This is a genomic window from Micromonospora sp. NPDC048999, from assembly GCF_040649295.1.
GTDB lineage: Bacteria > Actinomycetota > Actinomycetes > Mycobacteriales > Micromonosporaceae > Micromonospora.
Genome location: NZ_JBEZFI010000024.1, coordinates 73,705 through 94,738, shown reverse-complemented (window position 1 = coordinate 94,738; position 21,034 = coordinate 73,705). Strand labels below are relative to the sequence as shown.

The window sequence follows — 21,034 nt, the reverse complement described above, 5'->3', positions numbered from 1 at the left end:
GGAACACGCCAGCCCGACCGAGGAGACCCTGCCCAACGCACGGCCTGCTTGACAACCGCCATTGAGACTCGTCCGGTAGGGCGCTCCACCTTGTCACCCTGGCCCTGGCCCGCTCCACGGTGTGTGGGTCGGCGGCAGACGGGATGGCTAGGTGGTGGCGGAGGAAGTCGCGTCTGGCGACGCGCCCTCAATGCCGCTGTCTTCGCCGTCGGTCAGTGATCGCCCACCAAATCGAGCCCACCGAACCGGCGGCCGTGAGGAGAAGCACGAGTAGACAGCACAACAGCGAGCCAACGTCCCCCACGTTCATCGCCGCATCGTAGACGGCGCTTCCGCCATTGACGGCCGATCGCCCGTTCGTGCCATTAGCGTGCCATTGGGCGAGGACAACAGGGGCCAGCCGAGGCCACGAGGGACTGCCGAGACCAGGCCGCCAAGCCAGTGGCCTGCCGCAGATCGGCAATTCCCAAGCTGACAGCTTGCCCTCGGATCACCGGGGTCACCGTGACCATGTCGACGGCGATGCGGGACGGGGCGTGATGTCGTCCCCGCCTGCTACGGTGCGCCGCAGTTGGCCGGTCAGAGCAACCCCACGTGGGACAGCGCGGCTACGGGGGGCGGGCACTGGTAGGTCCCCGGAGTGATCCCGGGACTGAATATCGGACACCGCGACCCGCCCCCCGCCACGCGTACCACGAGCCCGAGGTGAGCGGTCCGCATCTAGTCCGCAAGAGGTCGACGGACGGCGGGGAAGTGGTGCGAGATGTCGAGAGGTACTTCCGCTGCTAGACCCCCATGTGCCCAGGTCGTCGGAGCTGGCAGTTTGATCTCGTAATGCGTAGGTCATCCGTGCCACCCACGTGCCGGTAGCCCGTACCTCCGGCGGTCGCCAGCGGGCACGAACGGTCCCCACGTCCTGCGGCTGGCCTGCCCCACCAGGCCCTTGTCGGCCGCGATCTTCGACCTTCCAAACTGAAGCTCCGCCAGGGCGTCGCCAGGGCGTCAGGGCGTCCCCAGGGCGTCAAACGCCAGCCAAAGTTGACCAACGACGACCATCGACGCCGGGAAATAGAACCAGGCCAGAGCCTTGATCGCGGCTCTGACCTGGTGGGCGACGGACGAGTCGACCTGTACGCCGGATTCTGTGACCGACACGCCCGAGGGCACGTCGGCGGCGGCCATCCATCTCGGCCTGCCGTCGCCGGCAGGCTCCAGCGGCCTACCCGCAGACATCGGGCGGGCAGCCCTCAAGCGTCTGCGCGGACCGTCACCTCGCGGCGACGACCCATTCTTGGCCTTGCTCCGGGTGGGGTTTACCGAGCCATCCCGGTCACCCGGGATGCTGGTGGGCTCTTACCCCACCGTTTCACCCTTACCGTCCCGTATCGGGTCGGCGGTCTGTTTTCTGTGGCACTGTCCCGCGGGTCACCCCGGGTTGCCGTTAGCAACCACCCTGCCCTGTGGAGTCCGGACGTTCCTCGGCGACGAGCCGTAGCCCGTCGACGCGACCGCCCGGTCGACTCGTCCGTCGCGCTCTCATCCTAACGATCCCCGCGCCGCGTCCATTTCCCGGCCGGGTGCGGCCAGGGTTAGCCTCGGGGCCCATGAATCTTTCCGACGCCGCGCTCCTGGTCGCTGCCGGTCTCGCCGCCGGCACGGTGAACGCGGTGGCCGGGGGCGGTTCCCTCATCACCTTCCCGGCCCTGATCGCGATCGGTCTGCCGCCGGTCCCCGCCAACGTCACCAACTCGGTGTCGGTCTTTCCCGGGTACGTGGCCAGCGTGGCCGGCAGCCGGATGGACCTGCCGGGCGGGCGGCAGCTGTGGAGGCTGCTGCCCACCACCGTGCTCGGCACGGGCGTCGGCTGCCTGCTGTTGCTGGTCACCCCGGCTCGGGCGTTTGAGCTGGTGGTGCCGTTCCTGGTGCTGGGCGCGACCGCCGTACTGGCCTTTCAGGATCCGCTGCGCCGGCTGGTCGGCCACCCGGCCCACCTGAGCCCGCGCCGCCGTACCCTCAGCGTGCAGGTCATGGTCGCGGTCGGTTCGGTGTACGGCGGCTACTTCGGCGCGGCGCTCGGGGTGATGCTGGTGGCCGGCCTGGCGCTGGTGCTGGACACCACCCTGGCCCGGGTGACCGCCATCAAGAACCTGCTCTCGGCGGTGGTGGGGCTGACCACGCTTGTGGTGTTCGCGCTCTTCGGCCCGGTCCAGTGGGCGGCCGCCGCGGTGATCGCACCGGCCACCGTGACCGGCGGCTACCTGGGCGCCCGGCTGGTCCGTCGGCTGCCCTCGGTGGTGTTGAAGACCGTCATCGTGGTGTTCGGCACGGTGATCGGCCTCTACCTGCTCTGGCGCGCCCTGCGCTGACCGCCCGGACGCCGAACGTCCCGGCGCGACGCCGCGCCGGGACGTTCCAACGAAGGTCAGTAGGCCTCGCCGACCGGCTCCTCCGGGGCGTGCTCCGCGCCGCGAGCGGCCCGGTTCCACCTCGACCAGAGCACCCGCTCGCCGTAGCCAGCGGCCATCAGGTGCGCGAAGGCGAGGTAGATCAGCACACCGACGGCGAGCACCCCGAAGCCGACCCAGAACGGCAGCGCCAGCCCGTGTTCGGCGAGTTTGCCGGAGATGATCGGGGCCGGCGCGGCGGCACCCCAGCGGACCAGGTTGAACGCGCCGGTGGCGACCCGCCGGTCGGCGGAGCCGAGGCCGAGCGCCAGGTCGGTGAGGTTGGCGTTGGCCAGACCCATGAACAGGCCGGCGAGCACCAGCACCACCAGCGACATGGCGGTGCCGGTCGAGGTGGCGAAGAGCACCATGCAGACCAGTAGGCCGGCGATGGCGACGCCGACGGTCTGGACGGCGCCGATCCGGTGCGCCAGCCGGTGGCCGATCAGCAGGATGCCGGCGGCCAGGCCGAGGCCCCAGCCGGTGAAGGCCAGGCCCAGCGGGATCACGTCGAGGTGCAGGTAGAGCGGCGTGTAGCCGAGCACCACGAAGAAGACGAAGTTGTAGGCGGCGGTCACCACGCAGAGGGTGATGAACGCCGGCCTGCGGTAGGTCGAGAAGATCGAGCCGACCTTCACCGGCGGCAGCTTGGTGGCGGGCTCGCGGAGCTTGCGCGATGCCACGGCCAGGGCGAGCACCATGAAGACGCCGCAGACGAAGAACGGCAGCCGCCAGCTCAGCTCGCCGAGCAGGCCGCCGATCAGCGGGCCGACGGCGAAGCCGAGCCCGAGCGCGGTCTCGAAGAGGCCGACCACCCATTCCCGGTCGTTGGCGAGGTTGACCAGCACCACCATCGCGGTGGCGAAGAACATCGCGTTGCCCAGCCCCCACACGCCACGGAGCACGGAGAGCTGCACGATGTTGTCGCTGAACGACGCGAGGATCGCGGCGAGGCCGACCACCGCGACGCCGGTGATCAGCACCGGTTTGAAGCCGAACCGCCCGCTGGCGAGGGTCGCCGGGATCATGCCGACGGCCATCACCGCGATGTACGCGGTGAACAGCAGCTCGACCTGCCAGGCGGTGACCCCGATCGCCTCGCCGATGGCGGGCAGGATCGGGTCCACCACGGCGATGCCGGCGATGGCGAGGAAGGCCACCAGCGTGGTGGCGTAGATAGCACTGCGGTTGGGCTCGGATCGCCGATCCAACTCCGCCTCCCAGATAGCTGTATCTTACAGTTAATTCGGTTGTATCATACAGCTATGACTGCTGACCGCACAGAGGGAACTCAGGACGAGGCCACGCTCGGCCGGATCGAGACCGAGGTCGCGCTGTTGATGCGGCTCGGCGAGGCGACCCGCCGGGCCAGCGGCACCGCCGAGCACCGGGTGCTGGACCGGGCGGCGTACGTGATCCTGCGGTACCTGGACAGCGTCGGCCCGCAGAACGTCTCCGGGCTGGCCGCGCGGCTGAACCTGGACGGATCCACCGTCACCCGGCAGGTCTCCGCCATGCAGCGGGACGGCCTGATCACCCGTACGCCGGACCCGGCCGACGGACGCGGCACGGTGGTCTCCCCCACCCAGGCGGGCCTGCAGCGGATGGCCGCCGTCCAGGCGGCCCGCACCCGGCTCTACGGTGACATCCTCGCCGCCTGGTCCCCCGACGACCGGGACACCCTCGCCGACCTGCTGCACCGGCTCAACGAGGCCCTCGACGCGCGCAACCGCCGCCGCTGAGCCCGCCGAACGGCGTTAACAGGGGCCCCCTGTACAACGCGAGGCGTCAACAGGAGGCCCCTCCTTTCAAGCGACCGGCTCGGGGGCGGGCTCGGCGCCGCGCTCGGGGCCGGGGGTGACGCGCGGGTCGCCCTCGTCGGCGAAGTAGTCGTCCGGGGTGGTGGCGTCCGCCCCGTCGGTCACCTTGGCGGCCCGCAGGGCCAGCGTCAGCAGCGCCGCCACCGCCAGGTTGACCAGCACCGCCACGATCCCGACGTAGATCGTCTTCTTGGTGTCGAAGCCGAACTCTGAGAGCGGGAAGGCCGAGCCGGCGAAGTGCTTCTTGCCGGTCGCCGGGTTCCCGACCTGGTAGAGCATCCACATGCCCATCGCCATACCGGCCGCCCAGCCGGCGATCAGCGCGCCGCGGTGGAACCAGCGGGTGTAGAGGCCCAGCGCCACCGCCGGCAGCGTCTGGAGAATGATCACGGCCCCGATGAGCTGCAGGTCGATGGAGAACTGCGGGTCGAGGAAGACGATGCAGGCGACCGCGCCGACCTTCACCACCAGCGAGGCGATCTTCGAGACGTTGGCCTCCTGCGCCGGGGTGGCGTCCCGCTTGACGTACTCCTTGTAGATGTTGCGGGTGAACAGGTTCGCCGCCGCGATCGACATGATCGCCGCCGGCACCAGCGCGCCGATGCCGATCGCCGCGTACGCGATCCCGGCGAACCAGCTCGGGAACTGGGCGTCGAAGAGCCGCGGCACGATGGTGTTGGTGTCCACGCTGCCCGCCTTGGCCCCCGGCAGCGGGGTCACCTTGGCCGCGATGGCCATGTAGCCGAGCAGTGCGATCAACCCGAGCAGCAGGCTGTACGCCGGCAGCGCGGACATGTTCCGCTTGATCACGTCCCGGCTCCGGCTGGCCAGCACGCCGGTGATGCTGTGCGGGTAGAGGAACAGCGCCAGCGCGGAGCCGAACGCCAGGGTGACGTACTGAAGCTGGTTGTTGCCGTTGAGCAGGATGCCGTCGTTCGGCGCCGGCGTCGCCTGGAACTTCGCGTCCGCCGCGTCGAAGATGCCGCCCCAGCCGCCCAGCTTGTACGGCAGCCAGATCACCGCCACCAGGATCACCAGGTAGATCAGCGAGTCCTTGACGAACGCGATCAGCGCCGGCGCGCGCAGCCCGGACTGGTACGTGTAGGCCGCCAGGATCGCGAACGCGATGATGATCGGCAGGTGCCGGGCGAGCGCGCTCTCCCCGGTGACGCCCATCGTCTTGAGCACAGCCTCGATGCCGACCAGCTGCAACGCGATGTACGGCATGGTCGCCACGATGCCGGTGATCGCGACGAGCAGCGCCAGGATCGGCGAGTCGAACCGGCTGCGGACGAAGTCGGCCGGGGTGACGAACCCGTGGCGGTGCGACACCGACCAGAGCCGACAGAGCACCAGGAACACCATCGGATAGATGACGATCGTGTACGGCACGGCGAAGAAGCCGGCCGCGCCGGCCCCGAAGATCAGTGCCGGCACCGCGACGAAGGTGTACGCCGTGTAAAGGTCACCGCCGACGAGGAACCAGGTGATCCAGCCGCCGAAGCTGCGCCCGCCCAGCCCCCACTCGTCGAGGTGGGCCATGTCGCGCGGCGCCCGCCACCGGGCCGCCACGAAGCCCATCGCGCTGACCAGCAGGAAGAGCAGGGTGAAGATGATGATCTCGGTCAGGTGGTCCCGCCACATCACTGGTCACCCCGCTTCTTCGTCATCTGGTAGACGAGCGTGGTGGTGCCCACGCCGAGGATGATCCAGGCCAGTTGCAGCCAGTAGAAGCGCGGGAACCCGAAGAGCCGGGGTGAGTCGCCGTTGAAGAACGCCGGGATCAACGGCACCACGATCGGGATGAAGAGCAACCAGTTCCAGGGACTGCGGTCCTTCGCCCTGGGCCGCGCCGTGCTCGGCGCCTCCGGTTCGGGTGCTGCCACGTGACACACCTCCGGGAAGTCGTGACTCGGCAGGTAACGGCCGGAGGTTACGGCCGTGTGAGCCAGGTCACGTTCACCCGGGTAGCGAAGATGCGCCGAACGGGCACCCGCATGCGCCGAACGGCGGACAGGTCAGCGGGAGGCCAGGTGGGCGGTGTCGTTGACCGAGCGGACCGCGACGCCGCCGTCCGGGTAGAGGTCGAGCACCGAGACGCCCGCGGTGTCCAGATAGAGCCGGTGCAGGAAGGCGTCGCCGGCGGCGAGGGCGTCGCGCAGCACCAGCTTGATCGGCGAGACGTGGGAGACGACCACGACGGTCTCTCCCGGGTACGCGCCACGCAGCCGCTCCACCGCCCGGCCGGTGCGCTCGGCGACGGCGGCGAACGACTCGCCCTCCGGTGGGGCGACCCGGGTCGAGGCGAGCCAGGCGTCCAACTCCCCCGGCCAGCCCTCCCGCACCTCGGCGAAGGTCCGGCCCTCCCAGACCCCGAAGTCGCACTCGATCAGGTCGTCGTCGGGGCGTACCGGAGAATTGCCGACGACGGCGGCGATCGCGTCGGCGGTCGCCGTACACCTTGACAGGGGTGAGCTGACCACGGCGGCGACGGACGGGGCCAGCTCGGCGACCCGGGCGGCCGTCGCCCGGGCCTGGGCCCGGCCCCGGTCGCTCAGCGGCACGTCGCCGCGGCCCGAGTAGCGCTTCTGCACGGTCCGCTCGGTCTCGCCGTGCCGGACCAGGATCAACCGGGTCGCGGTCTCGGTGGGGCGCGGCTCCCAGGAGGCCGGCGTGGTGGCCGGGTCGGTGCCGGTGGTCCGGGCGGTGGCGGCCTGGGCCGGCGCCCGGCCCGCCGCGGCGTCCATCGCCGCGTTGGCCAGGGCGTCCGCGTGCCGGTTGCGCTCCCGCGGAATCCAACTGAACCGTACGCTGGCGAACCGCCCGACCAGGCCGGCGGCCTGCGCGGCGAGCGGCCGCAGCCCCGGGTGCTTGATCTGCCAGCGGCCACACATCTGCTCGACCACCAGCTTGGAGTCCATCCGCGCCTCGACCTCGGCCGCGCCCAGGTCGGCGGCGGCCTCCAGCCCGGCGATCAGGCCCCGGTATTCCGCGACGTTGTTGGTGGCCGTGCCGATCGCCTCGGACCGTTCGGCCAGCACCTCGCCGGTCTCCGGATCGCGGACCACCGCGCCGTAGCCGGCCGGCCCCGGGTTGCCCCGCGACCCGCCGTCGGCCTCGATCACGACCGCGCGCACCGCCACGACGGCTACAGCCCCGACTCGCTGCTGCGGACCAGGATCCGCCGGCACTCCTCGCAGCGCACCACGTCGTCCGGCGCGGCCTTGCGGATCCGGGCCAGGTCGGCCCCGGACAGCTCCAGCCGGCAGCCGCCGCAGCGGATGCCGGTGAGCAGCGCCGCGCCGAGCCCGGAATCCTCGCGGATCCGGTCGTAGAGGGTGACCAGGTCGGCCGGGAGGTCGTTGGCGAGCGGCTGGCGGGCGCCCCGCTTGAACTCCTCCTCCTTGGCGATCTCGGCCAGGCTCTCGTCGCGGCGCTGCTCGACGGCGGCCCGCCGGTCCCGGGCCTCGGCGAGGCGGCGCTCGACGCCGTCGAGCACAGCCTGCGCGGTCTCCCGCTGCTCCATCAGCTCCAGCTCGGCGTCCTCCAGATCGCTCTGCCGGCGGTTGAGCGAGGTCAGCTCGTGCTGGAGCGCCTCCAGCTCCCGGGCCGGGCCGGTGCCGGCGGCCAGCCGCGCCTCGTCCTTGCTCTTGCGGGCGCGAACCTGGTCGATGTCCTTCTCCAGCCGGGCGATGTCCCGGTCCAGGTCGTCGACGGCCACCTGGGCGCGGACCCGCTCGTCCTCCAGCGCGGAAAGTTCCCGCGCGAGCGCCTCCAGCTCGACTCGCTCGGGCAGCGACCGGCGGCGGTGGGCGAGCTGGGCGAGGGCGGTGTCGATCGCCTGCAGGTCGAGCAGGCGGCGCTGCACCTTCGGGTCAGCCTTCACGGTCGGGGCTCCTTGTCGGGGGGTCGGGGTGCGGCGGCGTGCACGGTCCACGGGTCGGTGTCCAGGTCGGACACGATGGTCTCGACGCCCAGCCCGTCCCGCAGGTGGGCGGCCAGGTCGTCCAGCCAGGGTCGTTCGGTCGCCCAGTGGGCGGCGTCCAGCAGGGCCGGGCCACCGGCGGCGAGGTGCTCACCGGCGGGATGGTGACGCAGATCGGCGGTGAGGAACGCGTCCGCCCCGGCGGCGGTCGCCTCGGCGAGGAAGCTGTCCCCCGAGCCGCCGCTGACGGCGAGGGTATGAACCATACGCCCGGGATCCCCGGCGGCGCGCACTCCCCACGTGGTGACCGGCAGCACCGCGGCGGCGTGCCGAGTCAGCGCGGCGAGAGTCATCGGCGTGGGCAGTTCGCCGATCCGGCCGATGCCCCGCCCGGGGCCGTCGGCCGGCGACCCGGGCCGCGGCCGGTGCAGCGGGCGCAGCCCGGTCAGCCCGAAGCGGGCCGCGAGGGCGTCGGAGACGCCCGGGTCGGCCACGTCGGCGTTGGTGTGGGCCACGTACAGCGCGACATCCGACTTGATCAGCCGATGGACGATTCGCCCCTTGTAAGTGGTGGCAGCGACCGAGGACACCCCGCGCAGCAGCAGCGGATGGTGCGCGACGATCATGTCGGCCCCGGCGGCGAGCGCCTCGTCGACCGTCTCGGGCACCACATCGACCACGCAGGCGATTCGGCCTACCGGGTTCGTGGGCTCGCCGAGCACCAGGCCGACCCGGTCCCACTCCTCGGCCCAGGCGGGCGGGTAGCAGCGGTCCAGCGCGGCCACCACGTCGGCGACCGTGATCGGGGATCCGGTTGTGCTCACGGCCGGCCAGCTTACCGGCGTGGGGCGGCTCTCACGGCCATGGCTGCTAGAAGGGGCCCCCTGTACTACAGAATGCGTTAACAAGGGGCCCCTGCTTGCACCTCAGCCGACCGGGGCGGCCGGGCGTGGCATGCCGCGCAGCGCAGCGAGGCCCGCCGCCCAGGGGAAGGCGTCCAGGTGCCGCTCGCCGGTGCCGGGCGGATGCAGCGGTACGACCTGGTCGCCGAACACGATGCGTACCCCCCACTCGCGCAGCCGGGCCAGGCTGGCCAGGAACGCCGGGTGCGCGGCCATCGCCGAGTTGGTGTACGGGACGGCCGCGATCGGCACCCCGAGCCCCTGCGCCTCGACCAGCAGCCCCAGGGCAAGCGTGTCGGCGATGCCGACCGCCCACTTGTTGATCGTGTTGACCGTCGCCGGGCAGACCAGCATGGCATCCGCCGGCGGCAGCACGTCCAGGTCGCCCGGGTTCTTGTAGTGGGTGCGTACCGGGTGACCCGTCTGCCGGGCCAGTGCCGACCGGTCGACGAACTTCGCGCCGTCCGGCGTGGTGACCACGCACACGTCCCAGCCGTCCTGCTGGGCGAGGTCGACCAGCCGGTCGACGCGACGGGCCAGCGGCGAACCGCAGGCGAGGACGTAGAGCACCCGAGGGTGCCCATGACTGAGGTGCAGACCGCTCATCCGACCGGCACTCCGCTGCGCTCGCTCATGCCGGCACTGCGCTGATGATTCACTCGCTGACGCTCGCTCATGCCGGCACTCCGCTGCGCTCCGTGCCGTCATGAGGCACCACGGCACTGCGCTGATGATTCACTCGCTGACGCTCGCTCATACTCCGACTCCCATGTGCTCAGCCAACTCCGCGATCGGCGGAGGCGGCGCACCACGTGTGCGACGGAGCACGTCCGACATCACCTCGTGGGCGATCGGCCGGCAGCGGATCTCGGACGGGGCGAGCCGATCGCCGCGCAGGAGCATGTCCCCCGCGTTCGCGACGTCGCCGATCTGCGCGTAGCCGCGGGCGATATCCAGCAGGTGGTGCGCGCGCCGTTCGGGCAGCAGGGCGTTGAACGCGGCCTCGGAGATCTCGTGGTGGATCTCCACCGCCCGGCCGCCGTCGCCCAGCTCCACCGCCGCCGCGGCGCGGTGCAGCAACAGATTGGTCGGGCCGAACGAGGTCCAGTAGTGGTTGTGGTCCCCACCGACCAGGGTGGCCGCCTCGTGGGCGCTGGTGATCAGGTCGTTCACGGTGGCGGAGTCGCCGATCCGGGCGGCGGCCATCGCCCCCTGGAGCAGCAGCATGCCGTAGACGGAGAGCCGGTCGGGGGTGGCCTCGTTGCCGCCACCGGGAGCGAGCCGGTTGGCGATGTTCACGTTGAGTTCGAGCGCGGGTCGGGCCCGGCCCATGGAGACCAGCGCGTTGCAGACCCGGGTGGTGGCGATGCCGGCCAGCAACTGGTCGTCGGCCCGCTGGGCGACCGCCATCGAGCGGTCGGCGGCCAGCCAGGCCAGGTCGCCCTCACCCAGCTTGCGCAGCACCGAGGAGGCGATCTGATAGACCTGCCCGAGCAGGTGGGCCGCCTCCGGGGCCTGTTCGCCGCCGTGACCGGCGTCGGCGGCCTGGGCGTCGCGCAGCAGCTTCGGCAGCGCGCGGGTGAGCACCCCGTAGCGGCCGTACTGGTAGGTGAGCCAGGCGTGGTTGACCGCCTTGCGCATGTCGCTCAGCGGCGGCGGGAAGGGCCGCGCGTCGAAGTACGCGCTCATCGAGTCGTACCGCTCCAGCGCGGCTCGGATCTCCTCGACCTCGACCTGGTCGATGCAGTTGAGGGCGTCCGTACGCCGCTCCGGGTCCTTGCCGAGCAGCAGTTGCACGTCGACCTGGAGAATGTCGGCGATCTCATAGAGGACGGAGAACTTGTCCAGCCGCCGCACCCCGCGCTCGACCTTGTCGACCCAGCTCTTGGACTTGCCGAGCCGGTCGGCGAAGACCTGCTGGGACATCTTGCGCCGGCTGCGCCAGTACGCCACCCGGCGTCCTATCGGCAGTTCGTCCATCTCGCCATCCCTCCCCAACGCCGTGTCCGGCTGACCTCAGGGCGGACCGTCACAACGGCCCTTCGGTCTCACTGTCCCCTCTGGTCGCACAGTCTGTACGTCAGCCGTACGGCCAGGCCTCGTAGTTTCCGTGCAAGTTGCATCAACCGTTCGTCGAGTCAACGAGCCCGGGATACGGCAGTGACGGCGTTCAACGTGTGACGTGAAACGGCGTCCGGTCAGGGTGAGAGGGGATGGCGCAGATGTGGGGGAACGTCGCACCGCGCGTGGCTCGCCTGTCGCCACTTGAACGGGTCCGGCTGCGCCGGGTCGCCGTCCGCTATGCCGCCCACGGCTGGGCGGTGACGCCGGGGGCGTGCCTGGCCAATCGCCGCTTCGTCTGCGGCCGGGCCGGCTGTCCGACGGTCGGCTGCCATCCGGCCCTGGAGGACTGGGAACGCGCGGCGAGCGCCGACCCGGCCCGGGTGGCCACCTGGTGGCGCAGCCGGCCGCACGGGGTGCTGCTGCCCACCGGGCGCTCCTTCGACGTGCTGGAGGTCGCCGCCCACCTCGGCCGGCACGTGCTGGACGCGGTGGCGGCCCACCCGGCCGGTTTCGGGGTACGCGGGCCGGTCCTGGTCACCCCGACCGGCCGCTGGATGTTCCTGGTCCGCCCCGGCGACCCGCTCCGGCCGGAGTTGGAGAACTGTTTCCACGTGGTCCGGCACGGCCCCGGCTCGTGGATCCCGGCGCCGCCGACCCGGCTCCCCGAGGGGACGGTGCACTGGGCGGTCGCCCCCGAGCAGGCCCGCTGGCAGTTGCCCGACTCGTACCTCGTGCAGAACGCGCTGATCGAGGCGCTGCGGGCGGCGGGCGTCACGCTCACCTCGGACCTGCTTCCCGGCCAGCTTCCCCTGCCCCGCCGCGGCTGCTGACCGACGTCCGACAACGTCCTCCCCGGCCCCGGACTCGTTGAACCGGGCGACGGCGCATCCGCGCCAGAGCGGGGGTTTGACCATGTCCGAGGACAACGCGGCCCGCCACACCGGCGGCACCGAACCATCCCGGCCCCACCGCCGCCCACACCGCTGGGCCCGCACCCGCCCCTGGGGCACCCGCCCCGGCCGTCCCCGCCCCACCGGCTCCCGCCCCAACATCACCTACCGCCCCCTCCGCTGACCCGCTCCGCTCTGTCCCGGGCGGGGTTAGTCGGGTAGGGGGAGGGTGGGGGTGTGGAGGAGGCGGGCGTCGTCGGTTACGGCGGCGTGGCGGTAGTCGGGGAGTTGGTCCAGCCAGGTGATGCCGGCGCGGCCCATCGCTACGGCGGCGGTGGCGTACGCGTCGGCCACGCCGAGATCCGAGCCGACCACGGTGACCGAGCGCAGGCCCTGGGCCGGGACACCCCGACGCGGGTCAACCACGTGGTGGCCGCGCTCGTACACCCCGGAGGTGGCGATCGCCAGGTCGGTGCCGGTCAGCACCAGACAGGTGGCGGTGGGGTCCCATGGGTGCCGCACACCGATCCGCCACTTCTCGCCGGTGGCTGACCGGCCGCGTACCCGGACGTCACCGCCGGCGTTCAGGCAGTGGTTGGCGGCCCCGGCCTCGACCAGCCGATCCGAGGCGACCTGCGCCGACCAGCCCTTCACGTAACCGGACGGGTCCAGCCGTCCGGTGGCGTACACGTCGAAGAAGCCGTCCGTCTCCCGCCACAGGTCGGCGCAGCGGTCCAGCACCGCCCGCAGGTCGACCGAGGCCTCGGCGAGCGGCAGTTCACCCCGGTCGAACCGGCACACCTCGCTGTCGTCCCGGTACGTGCTGAACCGGGCGTCGACCTCGCGGAGCCAGCCGAAGGTCTGCTCGGCCAGTTCGTGCAGCATCGCGGCGGGCAGGTCGTCGGCCAGGTCGAGGCTGATCGCCGTACCCATGATGTGTTCGACCCGGCGCAGGCCGGGCCGGACGCTTCCGGAGGCCATTCGGGTCAGGCCCAGTCGAGCGCGGCCTGCAACGACTGCCGGTACGCGTCGCTGGTGTAGGTGGCCCCGGAGACGGTGTTCAGGTTGGCGCTCTGCCGGGCGACCACCTCGCCGGCGGTGCCGCTGTAGCTGCCCTGCACGTCGTCGCTGCGCAGGCCGGACTGCCCGCCCTGCGGCATGCCGAGGGCGGTGGCGTCGACGATCCGGGTGCCGTTGAGGGTGATCCGCACCTGGAGCGAGCCGTACCGGTAGCTGACCACCGGCCCGGTGACCGTACGGGTGGTGGCGGGCTTCGGCGCGCCGGTGCTGGCCTTCGGCGCGGCCGTGGTCGGCCTGGCGGTGCTGCCGGGCGTCGCGTCCGGGGTCGGGCCGGCGCCGGCCTTCGCGCCCGGTTTCGCCGGGGCGCTCCCGGTCGGGGCGCTCCCGGTCGGGGCGCTCCCGAGGGGGTTGGCGGAGGCGCCCGGCGGGGCCGGGGTGGGGTCGGGTGTCGACGGAGCAACGGGCGCCTCGGCGACGGGCCGGTCCGGGACGACCTGGCTGGCGCCCGGCGAGCCCTTGAGCACCACCAGCATGGTGGTGCCGGCGGCCAGGCCGGTGATCGCGAGCAGCGCGCGACGCATGGGCGACCTTTCTACAGCTCGAAGGTGGCGAGATGGATCTGCCGTCGGGGGACCCCGGCCCGGCGCAGCACCCGGACGGCCTCGTCGACCAGGCCGCCCGGCCCGCAAAGGTAGACGTCGCGGCGGGTCAGGTCGGGCACCAGCCGGCGCAGCCCCTCCGGGTTCATCACCTGGCGCGGCCCGGGGTCGTCGCGGGAGCCGATCACATACCAGACCGCGGTGTGCCGGGCCCGGGCCAGCCAGTCCAGTTCCCGGTGCAGGAGCACGTCGGCCCGGGTCCGGGCGCGGTAGATGAGGGCGGTGCCGGGCGGCAGTTCCTCCAGCATCGCCCGCAGCGGAGCGATGCCGCTGCCCCCGGCGATCAGCAGCGCCCGCTCCCGGGTTCGGTGCGCGGCGGTGAACGTGCCGGAGGGGCCCACCGCCCAGACCCGGGTGCCCTTGGCCAGGTCCCGCAGCTCGGCGGTGTGCGCGCCGACCACCTTGACGGTGAGCCGCAGCCAGTGGCTGTTGCCCGCCGCGGAGACCGAGAACGGGTGCGACTGCCACCAGCAGCCGGGGTTGAGGAAGCGCCAGCGGAAGTACTGCCCGCCGAGCAGGTCGATCTGGTTGAGCCGGTGGCCGGTCAGGTAGATCGAGATGGTGTCCGGGCTCTCCGCCACCACGTCGGTGACCCGCAGCCGGTGGCGCAGGTTGAAGGCCAGCGGGGAGATCACCCGGCCCCAGACCAGCGCGGCCACGACCAGCAGGTACGCGGCGACCCAGCCGGTGCGCACCGGGCCGGGTTCGTAGAGCTGCGCGCCGTTGCTGAACTGGTGTCCGTAGCCGAGCAGCAGCGCCAGGTAGCTGACCAGGTGCAGGTGGTACCAGAGCTCGTAGGGCAGCCGCCGGCGGACCGCCCGGACGGCGGTGACGCCGACCGCCACCATGATCCCGGCGGCCACGAACGCGGAGACCATGTCCGCGTAGTCGCCGAGCAGGGAACCGACCTCGCGGAAGATCGACTTCCGCTCCAGGCCGGCGTAGCCGACCACGAGCAGGGCGAGGTGCGCGAGGACCGCCACGAGCAGGGTGGCGCCCAGGTCCCGGTGCACCCGGGACAGGCGCTCGCCGCCGGCCCAGCGTTCCAGCACGCCGAGCCGGCTCATCATCAGCACCTGCACCAGCAGCAGGTAGCCGGCGACCAGGCCGGTGATCCGGCCGGCGGCGGTGAGCAGCTCGGTGGTGTCGGTCAGCGAACCGGCCGGGGTGTCCAGCCACCAGGGCAGCACCGCCGCGACCAGGCCGAGCCAGAAGAGCGCGGTCAGGGCCCTTCGGCCGCCGGGCCCACGGCGCGGCAGCCCCGGGTACGGGGCAGCCGGACGGCCGCCGGACGGCGGTGGCGTCCCGGCACCGCGGCCGGTGGCGGAAGTGTCCTGCTGTGTCACGGATACAAACTTCATCGGGGTGAATTCTTCATCCGGGGGTGAATTTCGGCGGGGAGGGATTTTGTGTTCCGGCACGTCTCCGCTGTCCAGATCGTCAATCCGCGTTGTTCGGGTGGCAGGGTCCCGGCGAGTTTACGCCCGGAGAGGACGCCGACAAACCCCGTTGCTCATGCATGGACGTCAATTCATATCGCCTGCCACCAGCGACGGCTCGACGTTTTCCGCCCCCTCGTCCCCGTTCCCGAGGTGTGGGGCTCACCGCGCCACGGTGTCCGACTCGATCGAAAGTAGCGGTAGCAGCAGCGCGTGACCCGCCGCCGTTTCGGGTAAGCCGCCGAACCGCTGAAGCCATGAGGGGAGCACCGCCATGCTCAGCAAAGAGGATCAGCGCAGGTTCGAACAGATCACCCGCCAACTGCGGGAGAGCGACCCGCAGTTCTTCGCCCGGCTCGAGGACCGGGCCCGGGCCCGGCGAGGCCGGTATCTGATGCTGTTGACGATCGTGCTGTGGGCCTCGCTGCCGGCGATGACCGTACTGGCCGGCCGGATGGCCGGCGCGATCTGCGCCCTGGTACTGCTGGCCAATGCCGGGTTCATGTGGCGGTTCCGGAGGCGCTGGCTATGACCGCGCCGGCCGTCGGAGAGCAGCCCGGACACCGGGCAGCCGGGGTCAGCGTTCCGCCGGGTCCGGGTCCGTTGCCGACCCCCGGCCGAACTCCCGGTACGCCCGGCGCAGCCGCTCGACGAGGCCGGGGCCGCCGATCGCCGCCCCGGGCGGGGCGAGCTGACGCAGCAACAGTTCCGCCCCGGTCGCCAGGGTGGGTGGCCGGTCGGGCAACGGCACCGGTGGCAGCCAGAACCGGTCCACCGCGTCGGCCAGCGGCGCCGGCGGCAGCCCACCGAGCACCCGGGCCGCGCCGGCAACCGAGGGTTCACCGGCTCCGGACCGGTCGTCCGGTCCACCCGTCGCCGCCGTCCGGTCCGTCGACGCGTCGGCCGGCACGTCGGTCGGGGCGGCGCCGCGTAGCGTACGCAGCCGGTCCAGCAGCTCGGCCCGGCTCCGGCCACGCCAGTGCAGAAGCTGGAACGGGTCGGCGTCGAACGCCTCGGCGAGCAGATAGAAGCTGGCCGCCAGGTGTTTGCACGGGACCGCGAAGTCGGGGCAGCCGCAGCGCTGTGCCAGCTCGGCCACGTCGGCGGGAAAGAGCGGCGCGCCCGCCGCGTCGAACAACTCCTCCAACTCGGCCGGCAGGTCGCCGGCGAGCAGTCGGGCGCTGAAGAACGCCTGCCCGGCCAGCTCCGCCTCGATCCGCTGCCACACCTCGTCCGGGTAGGCCGCCAACCCGATCCGCACCGGGTACGGCTTGGGCCGGGAGCCCTGCACGCTGGCGGTGACCAGCCCGGGGGCGACGTCGAGCCGGAGCACCTGGCCCCGGCGCGCGTACGCCTTGCCCCGGGTGAGCCGGGTGCCGAGCGCGAAAGACTCCAGCACCTCCAGGAACCGCCGCGACCACCAGGAGCGACCGATCGCACCCCGGGTGCTACGCGCCCGCAGGCCGCCCTCGACCCGCCGGGGCGGCCCGAACTCCGCGAACCGGGGCCGGTCGTCCGACGGGGTCACTCCACCACCGCCCCGGATTCCAGCGCGAACAACTCCCGCAGTGTCTCGGTGGAGAGTTCGGTGACCCACTGCTCGCCGCTGCCCACCACCCGCTGCGCCAGGCTGCGCTTGTCCGCGATCATCGCGGCCACCTTCTCCTCCACCGTGCCGGCGCACACGAACTTGCGTACCTGCACCCGGCGGCGCTGGCCGATGCGGAACGCCCGGTCGGTGGCCTGGTCCTCGACCGCCGGGTTCCACCAACGGTCCACGTGCACCACGTGGTTCGCCGCGGTCAGGGTCAGCCCGGTGCCGCCGGCCTTGAGCGACAGCACGAACAGCGGCGGGCCGTCCGGGGACTGGAACCGGGTCACCATGGTGTCCCGCTCGGCCTTGCCGACCCCGCCGTGCAGGTAGAGCACCTCCCGGCCGGTACGGGCGGACAGGTGCCCGCGCAGCATCCCGCCGAACTCGGCGTACTGGGTGAACAGCAGGGCCTTCTCCCCCGCCGCGAGGACCTCGTCGACGATCTCCTCGAGCCGTTCCAGCTTGCCGGAGCGACCGGTCAGGGCGGAGCCGTCGTGCAGCAACTGCGCCGGGTGGTTGCAGACCTGCTTGAGCCGGGTCATGGTGGCCAGCACCAGCCCGCGGCGTTCCATCCCGTCGCTGGACTCGATCTTCGCCATCATGTCGTCGACCACCGCCCGGTAGAGCGCGGCCTGCTCGGCGGTGAGGTTGCAGAGCACCTCCATCTCCAGCTTCTCCGGCAGGTCGGAGATGATCGACGCGTCCGTCTTGAGCCGACGCAACACGAACGGGCCGGTGATCCGGCGCAGCCGCTCGGCCACCTCGGCGTCCCCGTGCCGCTCGATCGGCTCGGCGAACTTCTTCCGGAACGTGGCGGCCGGCCCGAGCAGGCCGGGGTTGGCGAACTGCATGATCGACCAGAGGTCGGCGAGTCGGTTCTCCACCGGCGTACCGGTGACCGCGACCCGGTGCCGCGCGGGCAGCGACCGGACCGCCTCGGCCTGCCGGGTGGCGGCGTTCTTGATGGCCTGCGCCTCGTCCACCACCACCCGGTGCCAGTCGATCCCGGCCAGGTCGACCGCGTCCCGGGCGGCCACCGAGTAGGTGGTCAGGACCAGGTCCGCCGCGGGCACGGCCGCGGCGAACGCCTCGCCCCGGGCCCGCTCGGCCCCGTGGTGCACGTGTACGCGCAGCTCCGGCGCGAACTTCGCCGCCTCCCGCTGCCAGTTGCCGACCAGCGACATCGGACAGACCAGCAGGGTGGGCCCGGCCTCCGGCGGGTCCCCGGCGAGCAGGGCGAGCAGTTGCACGGTCTTGCCCAGCCCCATGTCGTCGGCGAGGATCCCGCCCAGCCCGAGCGACTGGAGGAACGCCAGCCAGGCCAGCCCGCGCCGCTGGTACGGCCGCAGCGTCCCGGTGAACCCGGGCGCCGGGTCGGCCGGGGTGAGTTGCCGCTCCGCCTCCCCGGCCAGCAGCTCGCCCAGCGCGCCGTCGGCGGTCACCTCCAGCACCGGCAGCTCGTCGGGGCGGTCGGCGTCGGCCAGGCCCATCCGGAGCAGGTCGGCCACGGTCAGCTCCCCGGCCGAGCGGAGCAGCCGCAGCCCGGCGGCGAGCCGCTGCGGGTCCAGCTCGACCCAGCGCCCCCGCAGCCGGACCAGCGGGGACTTCAGCTCGGCCAGCGAGGCCAGTTCCTCGGCGGTCAACGGCTGATCGCCGAGCGCCACCTCCCAGCGGTAGTCCACCAGGGCGTCCAGCCCGAGCCCGCCGGAGGCGGCGGCCACCGCACCCGGGGCGGTACGGCTGCGCGCCCGTAGCCGGGCGCCGAGACGGGACGAGGGCCGCCGCCACCAGGACGGCAGAAGCACCCCGAACCCGGCCGCGTGCAGCACCGGCGCGCCCTCGCGGAGGAACCGGTGCGCGGCGTCCGCGTCCAGGTCCGTCCCCTCCGGCATGGCGGTCCGCAGCGCGTCCTCCAGCTCCGGCCAGAGCCGGCTGGCCCGACCCAGCTCGGCCAGCAGCGTCTCCTGCGGATCGACCCCGCGCCCGGCGAGCGCGGGCGTCGGCCCTTGCCAGACCTGCGCCGCGTCGACCACCAGGCCCGGCTCGTCGGCCGGCTGCAGACCGAACTCGATCCGCCAGGAGCCGCCCTCGACCAGCTCGGCCACCGGATCGGCGTCCGGCTCGACCAGTCGGAAGGCGGCCCGTACCGCGCCGCCGGCGGCGTCCCGCTGCCAGGCGTCCAGCTCGGCGCGGAGAGTGTCCAGGGCGGCCGGCTCGACGGTGAAGGCGCGCTCCGGCCCGGTGAGCGCGGCCAGCCAGCGGGGCACCGGCCCGCCCGGCCGCATGCCGCGGTGCAGCGCGGTGTCGGCCAGGGCGGCCCGGGCGGCCGCGTCGGCCAGCGCGTCCAGCGCCGCGGCGACCAGCTCCCCCGGCTCGGCGGCGGCCGACGTGACTCGTGTCCCGGCGCGGGCGACCGTGGCTGGGGTCCCGGCGGCGCGGGCGACCGGGGGCAGGGCGAGGGCCAGCGAGCGCGCCCAGGCCGCGTCCGTGCCGGTCAGCAGGGGCCGCCAGACCGCCCACGCGGTCACCGGGTCGGGTCCGGCCGGTCCGGGGGTCGGGTCGGTCACGCCGGGCAGGACCCGGCCGCGGGCGACCAGGTCGGCGGCGAAGTCGGCCAGCTCGGCCAGGTGGCGCAGGCTCGCCCCGGCCACAGCGGCTGTCGGATCCAGCGCCCGCAGCAGGGCGAACGCGGCGTCCGGGGCGTACGCGAGGGCGGGGACCCGCCAGCCGGCGAGGGTGACCGGACCGCGGACCGGTTCCTCGACGGTGGTCCGGACCAGCTCCGGCGAATCGAGCGGTGAGCCGGCCCGGGTGGGCAGGCTGAGCAGCACGGACACCGGCTCGGCGGCCGGGTCGCCGAGCGTGGCCGCGAGGGTGGCGTGGTCGGCGGCGAACGGATGCGGACGCTCGCGCGGGGCACGGCCGGGGCGGCGGGGGGCGCGGGACGGCCGGGTGCTGTCCTCGGCCCAGACGGCGAGCCCGGAGCCGGGCAGCCACAGCCCGTGGATGACCAGCACGCACTCCCCCTCGACGACGCCCGGGGCCAGGATAGGCGGCCCCGGCCGGCTACTGTCGGCGGCGTGGTCGATCTGCTCGTGATCGGTGGCCTGGGGGTCGACATCCGCGCCCGGGTACCCGCGCTGCCGCTGCCCGCCGAGGACTCGCTGACCGTACCCCCGGTTGAGCTGCGGATCGGCAACACCGGTGCCGGCGTGGCGCTCGCCGCGCACGCTCTCGGCCTGCGGGTGGCGCTGGTCGACGTGCTGGGCCCGGACCCGGCCGGCGACGTGGTCCGTGCCGCGCTGGCCCGCACCTCGGTACGGGCCGTGCTGGCCGATGCCCCGGCCGGCACCCGCCGATCGGTGAACCTGGTCGACCCGGCCGGCCGCCGGATGTCCCTCTACGACCCGCGCCCCTGGTCCGGCCCGGCGCCGTTCGCGGCGGCGGAGCTGACCGCGCTGGTACGGGACGCGGCGCACGTGCACGTATCGATCATGGACTGGGCCCGGGACGCGCTGCCGACGCTGCGCGCGGGCCTCGGCGCCGGCGCGACCCTCTCCACCGACCTGCACGACTGGGACGGCGAGAACGACTATCACCGCCCCTTCGCCGAGGCGGCCGATCTGGTCTTCGTCAGCGACGTCCGGCTCGGTGACCGGGCCGGGAAGGTGGCGGCCGGGCTGGCGCCGCGGACGGTGCTGGTGACCGGCGGGGCGGCCGGCGCGACCCTGCACGGGGTGGACGGCCCCCCGACGTGGGTGCCCGTGGCTACCCCGCCCGCCCCCGTGGTGGACACCAACGGCGCGGGCGACGCCTTCGCGGCCGGCCTGATCGCCGCCCGCCTGCGCGGCGCGTCCCCGCTCGACGCGGCCCGGTACGCGGCCCGGGTGGCCGCCGCCGCATGCACCCACGACGGGATGGAGTATCCGCCCGGCCTGCTGCCCCGAACCCCTTGATCAACTCCGTGTGCGGCATGTTGTGGTCACAGCCGGCCACGAGACCACTCATTGCCGCACACGGAGTTGATCATTTCGAGTACAGCCCGGTCTACGCCGGGGCAGGATGGGCGCATGGCTTCCACGGTGCAGATCCTCCTGGTGGGCGGCGCAGCCGACGGTGAGACGGTCACCGTCGAGCTGGACAGCAACGACCGGCCGCCGCTGACCCATCACCACCTCGGCGCCGAGGGGCTGGCCGAGGCACAGATCTACGAACTGGAATCGGGCGACCACCCGGGCCAGCCGTGGATCTACACCTGGCGCGGCCCGGCGGTCTGA

20 protein-coding genes and 1 other RNA gene are annotated in these 21,034 nt (G+C 72.9%); 7 read left to right on the top strand and 14 right to left on the bottom strand.

What is annotated here, in order from left to right; translation table 11 throughout:
* Positions 1 to 1,115: 1,115 nt before the first annotated feature.
* An RNA gene (gene rnpB / locus AB0C02_RS22550) (RNase P RNA component class A) lies at positions 1,116 to 1,524 on the bottom strand.
* Between the two features lie 80 nt (positions 1,525 to 1,604).
* Here rnpB and AB0C02_RS22545 point away from each other — a divergent pair.
* Entirely contained in the window at positions 1,605 to 2,366 is a 762-nt protein-coding gene (locus AB0C02_RS22545) for a sulfite exporter TauE/SafE family protein (protein WP_357550654.1), read from the top strand.
* A gap of 56 nt (positions 2,367 to 2,422) precedes the next feature.
* Here the strand turns inward: AB0C02_RS22545 and AB0C02_RS22540 are convergent, their stop codons facing one another.
* Positions 2,423 to 3,655 carry an MFS transporter gene (locus AB0C02_RS22540; RefSeq protein ID WP_357550653.1) on the bottom strand — a complete coding sequence of 411 codons (1,233 nt, stop codon included), beginning with the start codon at positions 3,653 to 3,655 and terminating at the stop codon, positions 2,423 to 2,425.
* A gap of 54 nt (positions 3,656 to 3,709) precedes the next feature.
* On the opposite strand from AB0C02_RS22540, the gene AB0C02_RS22535 reads away from it, so the two are divergent.
* Positions 3,710 to 4,186 (top strand): MarR family transcriptional regulator, encoded by a 477-nt coding sequence (locus AB0C02_RS22535; RefSeq protein ID WP_357550652.1) that lies wholly within the window; start codon positions 3,710 to 3,712, stop codon positions 4,184 to 4,186.
* A gap of 66 nt (positions 4,187 to 4,252) precedes the next feature.
* Here AB0C02_RS22535 and mctP read toward each other — a convergent pair whose 3' ends face one another.
* From mctP to AB0C02_RS22500, 7 genes are all read right to left on the bottom strand, one after another.
* On the bottom strand, positions 4,253 to 5,908 hold the full coding sequence (gene mctP / locus AB0C02_RS22530; protein WP_357550651.1) for a monocarboxylate uptake permease MctP: 1,656 nt from the start codon (positions 5,906 to 5,908) through the stop codon (positions 4,253 to 4,255).
* Entirely contained in the window at positions 5,908 to 6,150 is a 243-nt protein-coding gene (locus AB0C02_RS22525) for a DUF3311 domain-containing protein (RefSeq protein ID WP_357550650.1), read from the bottom strand. The genes mctP and AB0C02_RS22525 overlap by 1 nt, the downstream gene beginning before the upstream one ends.
* 132 nt (positions 6,151 to 6,282) lie before the next feature.
* The gene (locus AB0C02_RS22520; RefSeq protein WP_357550649.1) at positions 6,283 to 7,407 is read right to left on the bottom strand and encodes a bifunctional RNase H/acid phosphatase; all 1,125 of its coding nucleotides are present in this window, start codon (positions 7,405 to 7,407) and stop codon (positions 6,283 to 6,285) included.
* 5 nt (positions 7,408 to 7,412) lie between these two features.
* Positions 7,413 to 8,150: a C4-type zinc ribbon domain-containing protein gene (locus AB0C02_RS22515; protein WP_357550648.1), complete on the bottom strand. Its 738-nt coding sequence runs from the start codon at positions 8,148 to 8,150 to the stop codon at positions 7,413 to 7,415.
* Positions 8,147 to 8,977 carry a Nif3-like dinuclear metal center hexameric protein gene (locus tag AB0C02_RS22510; protein WP_357550661.1) on the bottom strand — a complete coding sequence of 277 codons (831 nt, stop codon included), beginning with the start codon at positions 8,975 to 8,977 and terminating at the stop codon, positions 8,147 to 8,149. The genes AB0C02_RS22515 and AB0C02_RS22510 overlap by 4 nt, the downstream gene beginning before the upstream one ends.
* Before the next feature lie 138 nt (positions 8,978 to 9,115).
* Positions 9,116 to 9,697 (bottom strand): flavoprotein, encoded by a 582-nt coding sequence (locus AB0C02_RS22505; RefSeq protein ID WP_357550647.1) that lies wholly within the window; start codon positions 9,695 to 9,697, stop codon positions 9,116 to 9,118.
* A 147-nt stretch (positions 9,698 to 9,844) separates the two neighbouring features.
* Positions 9,845 to 11,071: a helix-turn-helix domain-containing protein gene (locus AB0C02_RS22500; RefSeq protein WP_357550646.1), complete on the bottom strand. Its 1,227-nt coding sequence runs from the start codon at positions 11,069 to 11,071 to the stop codon at positions 9,845 to 9,847.
* A 242-nt stretch (positions 11,072 to 11,313) separates the two neighbouring features.
* Between AB0C02_RS22500 and AB0C02_RS22495 the strand changes: the two genes are divergently transcribed.
* Together AB0C02_RS22495 and AB0C02_RS22490 are read left to right on the top strand one after the other, a co-directional pair.
* Complete coding sequence (locus tag AB0C02_RS22495; RefSeq protein WP_357550660.1) at positions 11,314 to 11,985, top strand: bifunctional DNA primase/polymerase; 672 nt, start codon at positions 11,314 to 11,316, stop codon at positions 11,983 to 11,985.
* An 82-nt stretch (positions 11,986 to 12,067) separates the two neighbouring features.
* The gene (locus tag AB0C02_RS22490) at positions 12,068 to 12,229 is read left to right on the top strand and encodes a hypothetical protein (RefSeq protein WP_357550645.1); all 162 of its coding nucleotides are present in this window, start codon (positions 12,068 to 12,070) and stop codon (positions 12,227 to 12,229) included.
* 26 nt (positions 12,230 to 12,255) lie between these two features.
* Here AB0C02_RS22490 and AB0C02_RS22485 read toward each other — a convergent pair whose 3' ends face one another.
* Genes AB0C02_RS22485 through AB0C02_RS22475 form a run of 3 tightly spaced genes read right to left on the bottom strand, consistent with a single transcriptional unit; the run spans position 12,256 to position 15,085 of the window.
* Positions 12,256 to 12,978 carry an FAD:protein FMN transferase gene (locus tag AB0C02_RS22485; RefSeq protein ID WP_357550659.1) on the bottom strand — a complete coding sequence of 241 codons (723 nt, stop codon included), beginning with the start codon at positions 12,976 to 12,978 and terminating at the stop codon, positions 12,256 to 12,258.
* Positions 12,979 to 13,031: 53 nt separating this feature from the next.
* Complete coding sequence (locus tag AB0C02_RS22480) at positions 13,032 to 13,646, bottom strand: FMN-binding protein (protein ID WP_357550644.1); 615 nt, start codon at positions 13,644 to 13,646, stop codon at positions 13,032 to 13,034.
* An 11-nt stretch (positions 13,647 to 13,657) separates the two neighbouring features.
* On the bottom strand, positions 13,658 to 15,085 hold the full coding sequence (locus AB0C02_RS22475; RefSeq protein WP_357550643.1) for a ferric reductase-like transmembrane domain-containing protein: 1,428 nt from the start codon (positions 15,083 to 15,085) through the stop codon (positions 13,658 to 13,660).
* A 352-nt stretch (positions 15,086 to 15,437) separates the two neighbouring features.
* Between AB0C02_RS22475 and AB0C02_RS22470 the strand changes: the two genes are divergently transcribed.
* Positions 15,438 to 15,695, top strand: a complete 258-nt coding sequence (locus AB0C02_RS22470; RefSeq protein ID WP_357550642.1) for a DUF3040 domain-containing protein — start codon at positions 15,438 to 15,440, stop codon at positions 15,693 to 15,695.
* Positions 15,696 to 15,740: 45 nt separating this feature from the next.
* On the opposite strand, the gene AB0C02_RS22465 is transcribed toward AB0C02_RS22470, so the two are convergent.
* Positions 15,741 to 16,691: a hypothetical protein gene (locus AB0C02_RS22465; protein ID WP_357550641.1), complete on the bottom strand. Its 951-nt coding sequence runs from the start codon at positions 16,689 to 16,691 to the stop codon at positions 15,741 to 15,743.
* Entirely contained in the window at positions 16,688 to 19,774 is a 3,087-nt protein-coding gene (locus AB0C02_RS22460) for an SNF2-related protein (protein WP_357550640.1), read from the bottom strand. The genes AB0C02_RS22465 and AB0C02_RS22460 overlap by 4 nt, the downstream gene beginning before the upstream one ends.
* Positions 19,775 to 19,837: 63 nt before the next feature.
* Here AB0C02_RS22460 and AB0C02_RS22455 point away from each other — a divergent pair, with 63 nt between their 5' ends.
* Both AB0C02_RS22455 and AB0C02_RS22450 read left to right on the top strand, forming a co-directional pair.
* A complete protein-coding gene (locus tag AB0C02_RS22455) occupies positions 19,838 to 20,713 on the top strand; it encodes a carbohydrate kinase family protein (RefSeq protein ID WP_357550639.1) in 876 nt (291 codons plus the stop codon).
* A 114-nt stretch (positions 20,714 to 20,827) separates the two neighbouring features.
* Complete coding sequence (locus AB0C02_RS22450; protein WP_357550638.1) at positions 20,828 to 21,034, top strand: hypothetical protein; 207 nt, start codon at positions 20,828 to 20,830, stop codon at positions 21,032 to 21,034.

Excerpts from the sequence above, each read along its gene's own strand:
- AB0C02_RS22490 (WP_357550645.1), top strand. The coding sequence starts at position 12,068 with ATGTCCGAGGACAACGCGGCCCGCCACACCGGCGGCACCGAACCATCC.
- AB0C02_RS22470 (WP_357550642.1), top strand. The coding sequence starts at position 15,438 with ATGCTCAGCAAAGAGGATCAGCGCAGGTTCGAACAGATCACCCGCCAA.
- AB0C02_RS22500 (WP_357550646.1), bottom strand. The coding sequence starts at position 11,071 with ATGGACGAACTGCCGATAGGACGCCGGGTGGCGTACTGGCGCAGCCGG.
- AB0C02_RS22480 (WP_357550644.1), bottom strand. The coding sequence starts at position 13,646 with ATGCGTCGCGCGCTGCTCGCGATCACCGGCCTGGCCGCCGGCACCACC.
- AB0C02_RS22485 (WP_357550659.1), bottom strand. The coding sequence starts at position 12,978 with ATGGGTACGGCGATCAGCCTCGACCTGGCCGACGACCTGCCCGCCGCG.
- AB0C02_RS22475 (WP_357550643.1), bottom strand. The coding sequence starts at position 15,085 with ATGAAGTTTGTATCCGTGACACAGCAGGACACTTCCGCCACCGGCCGC.
- AB0C02_RS22505 (WP_357550647.1), bottom strand. The coding sequence starts at position 9,697 with ATGAGCGGTCTGCACCTCAGTCATGGGCACCCTCGGGTGCTCTACGTC.
- AB0C02_RS22495 (WP_357550660.1), top strand. The coding sequence starts at position 11,314 with ATGTGGGGGAACGTCGCACCGCGCGTGGCTCGCCTGTCGCCACTTGAA.
- mctP (WP_357550651.1), bottom strand. The coding sequence starts at position 5,908 with ATGTGGCGGGACCACCTGACCGAGATCATCATCTTCACCCTGCTCTTC.
- AB0C02_RS22535 (WP_357550652.1), top strand. The coding sequence starts at position 3,710 with ATGACTGCTGACCGCACAGAGGGAACTCAGGACGAGGCCACGCTCGGC.
- AB0C02_RS22545 (WP_357550654.1), top strand. The coding sequence starts at position 1,605 with ATGAATCTTTCCGACGCCGCGCTCCTGGTCGCTGCCGGTCTCGCCGCC.
- AB0C02_RS22450 (WP_357550638.1), top strand. The coding sequence starts at position 20,828 with ATGGCTTCCACGGTGCAGATCCTCCTGGTGGGCGGCGCAGCCGACGGT.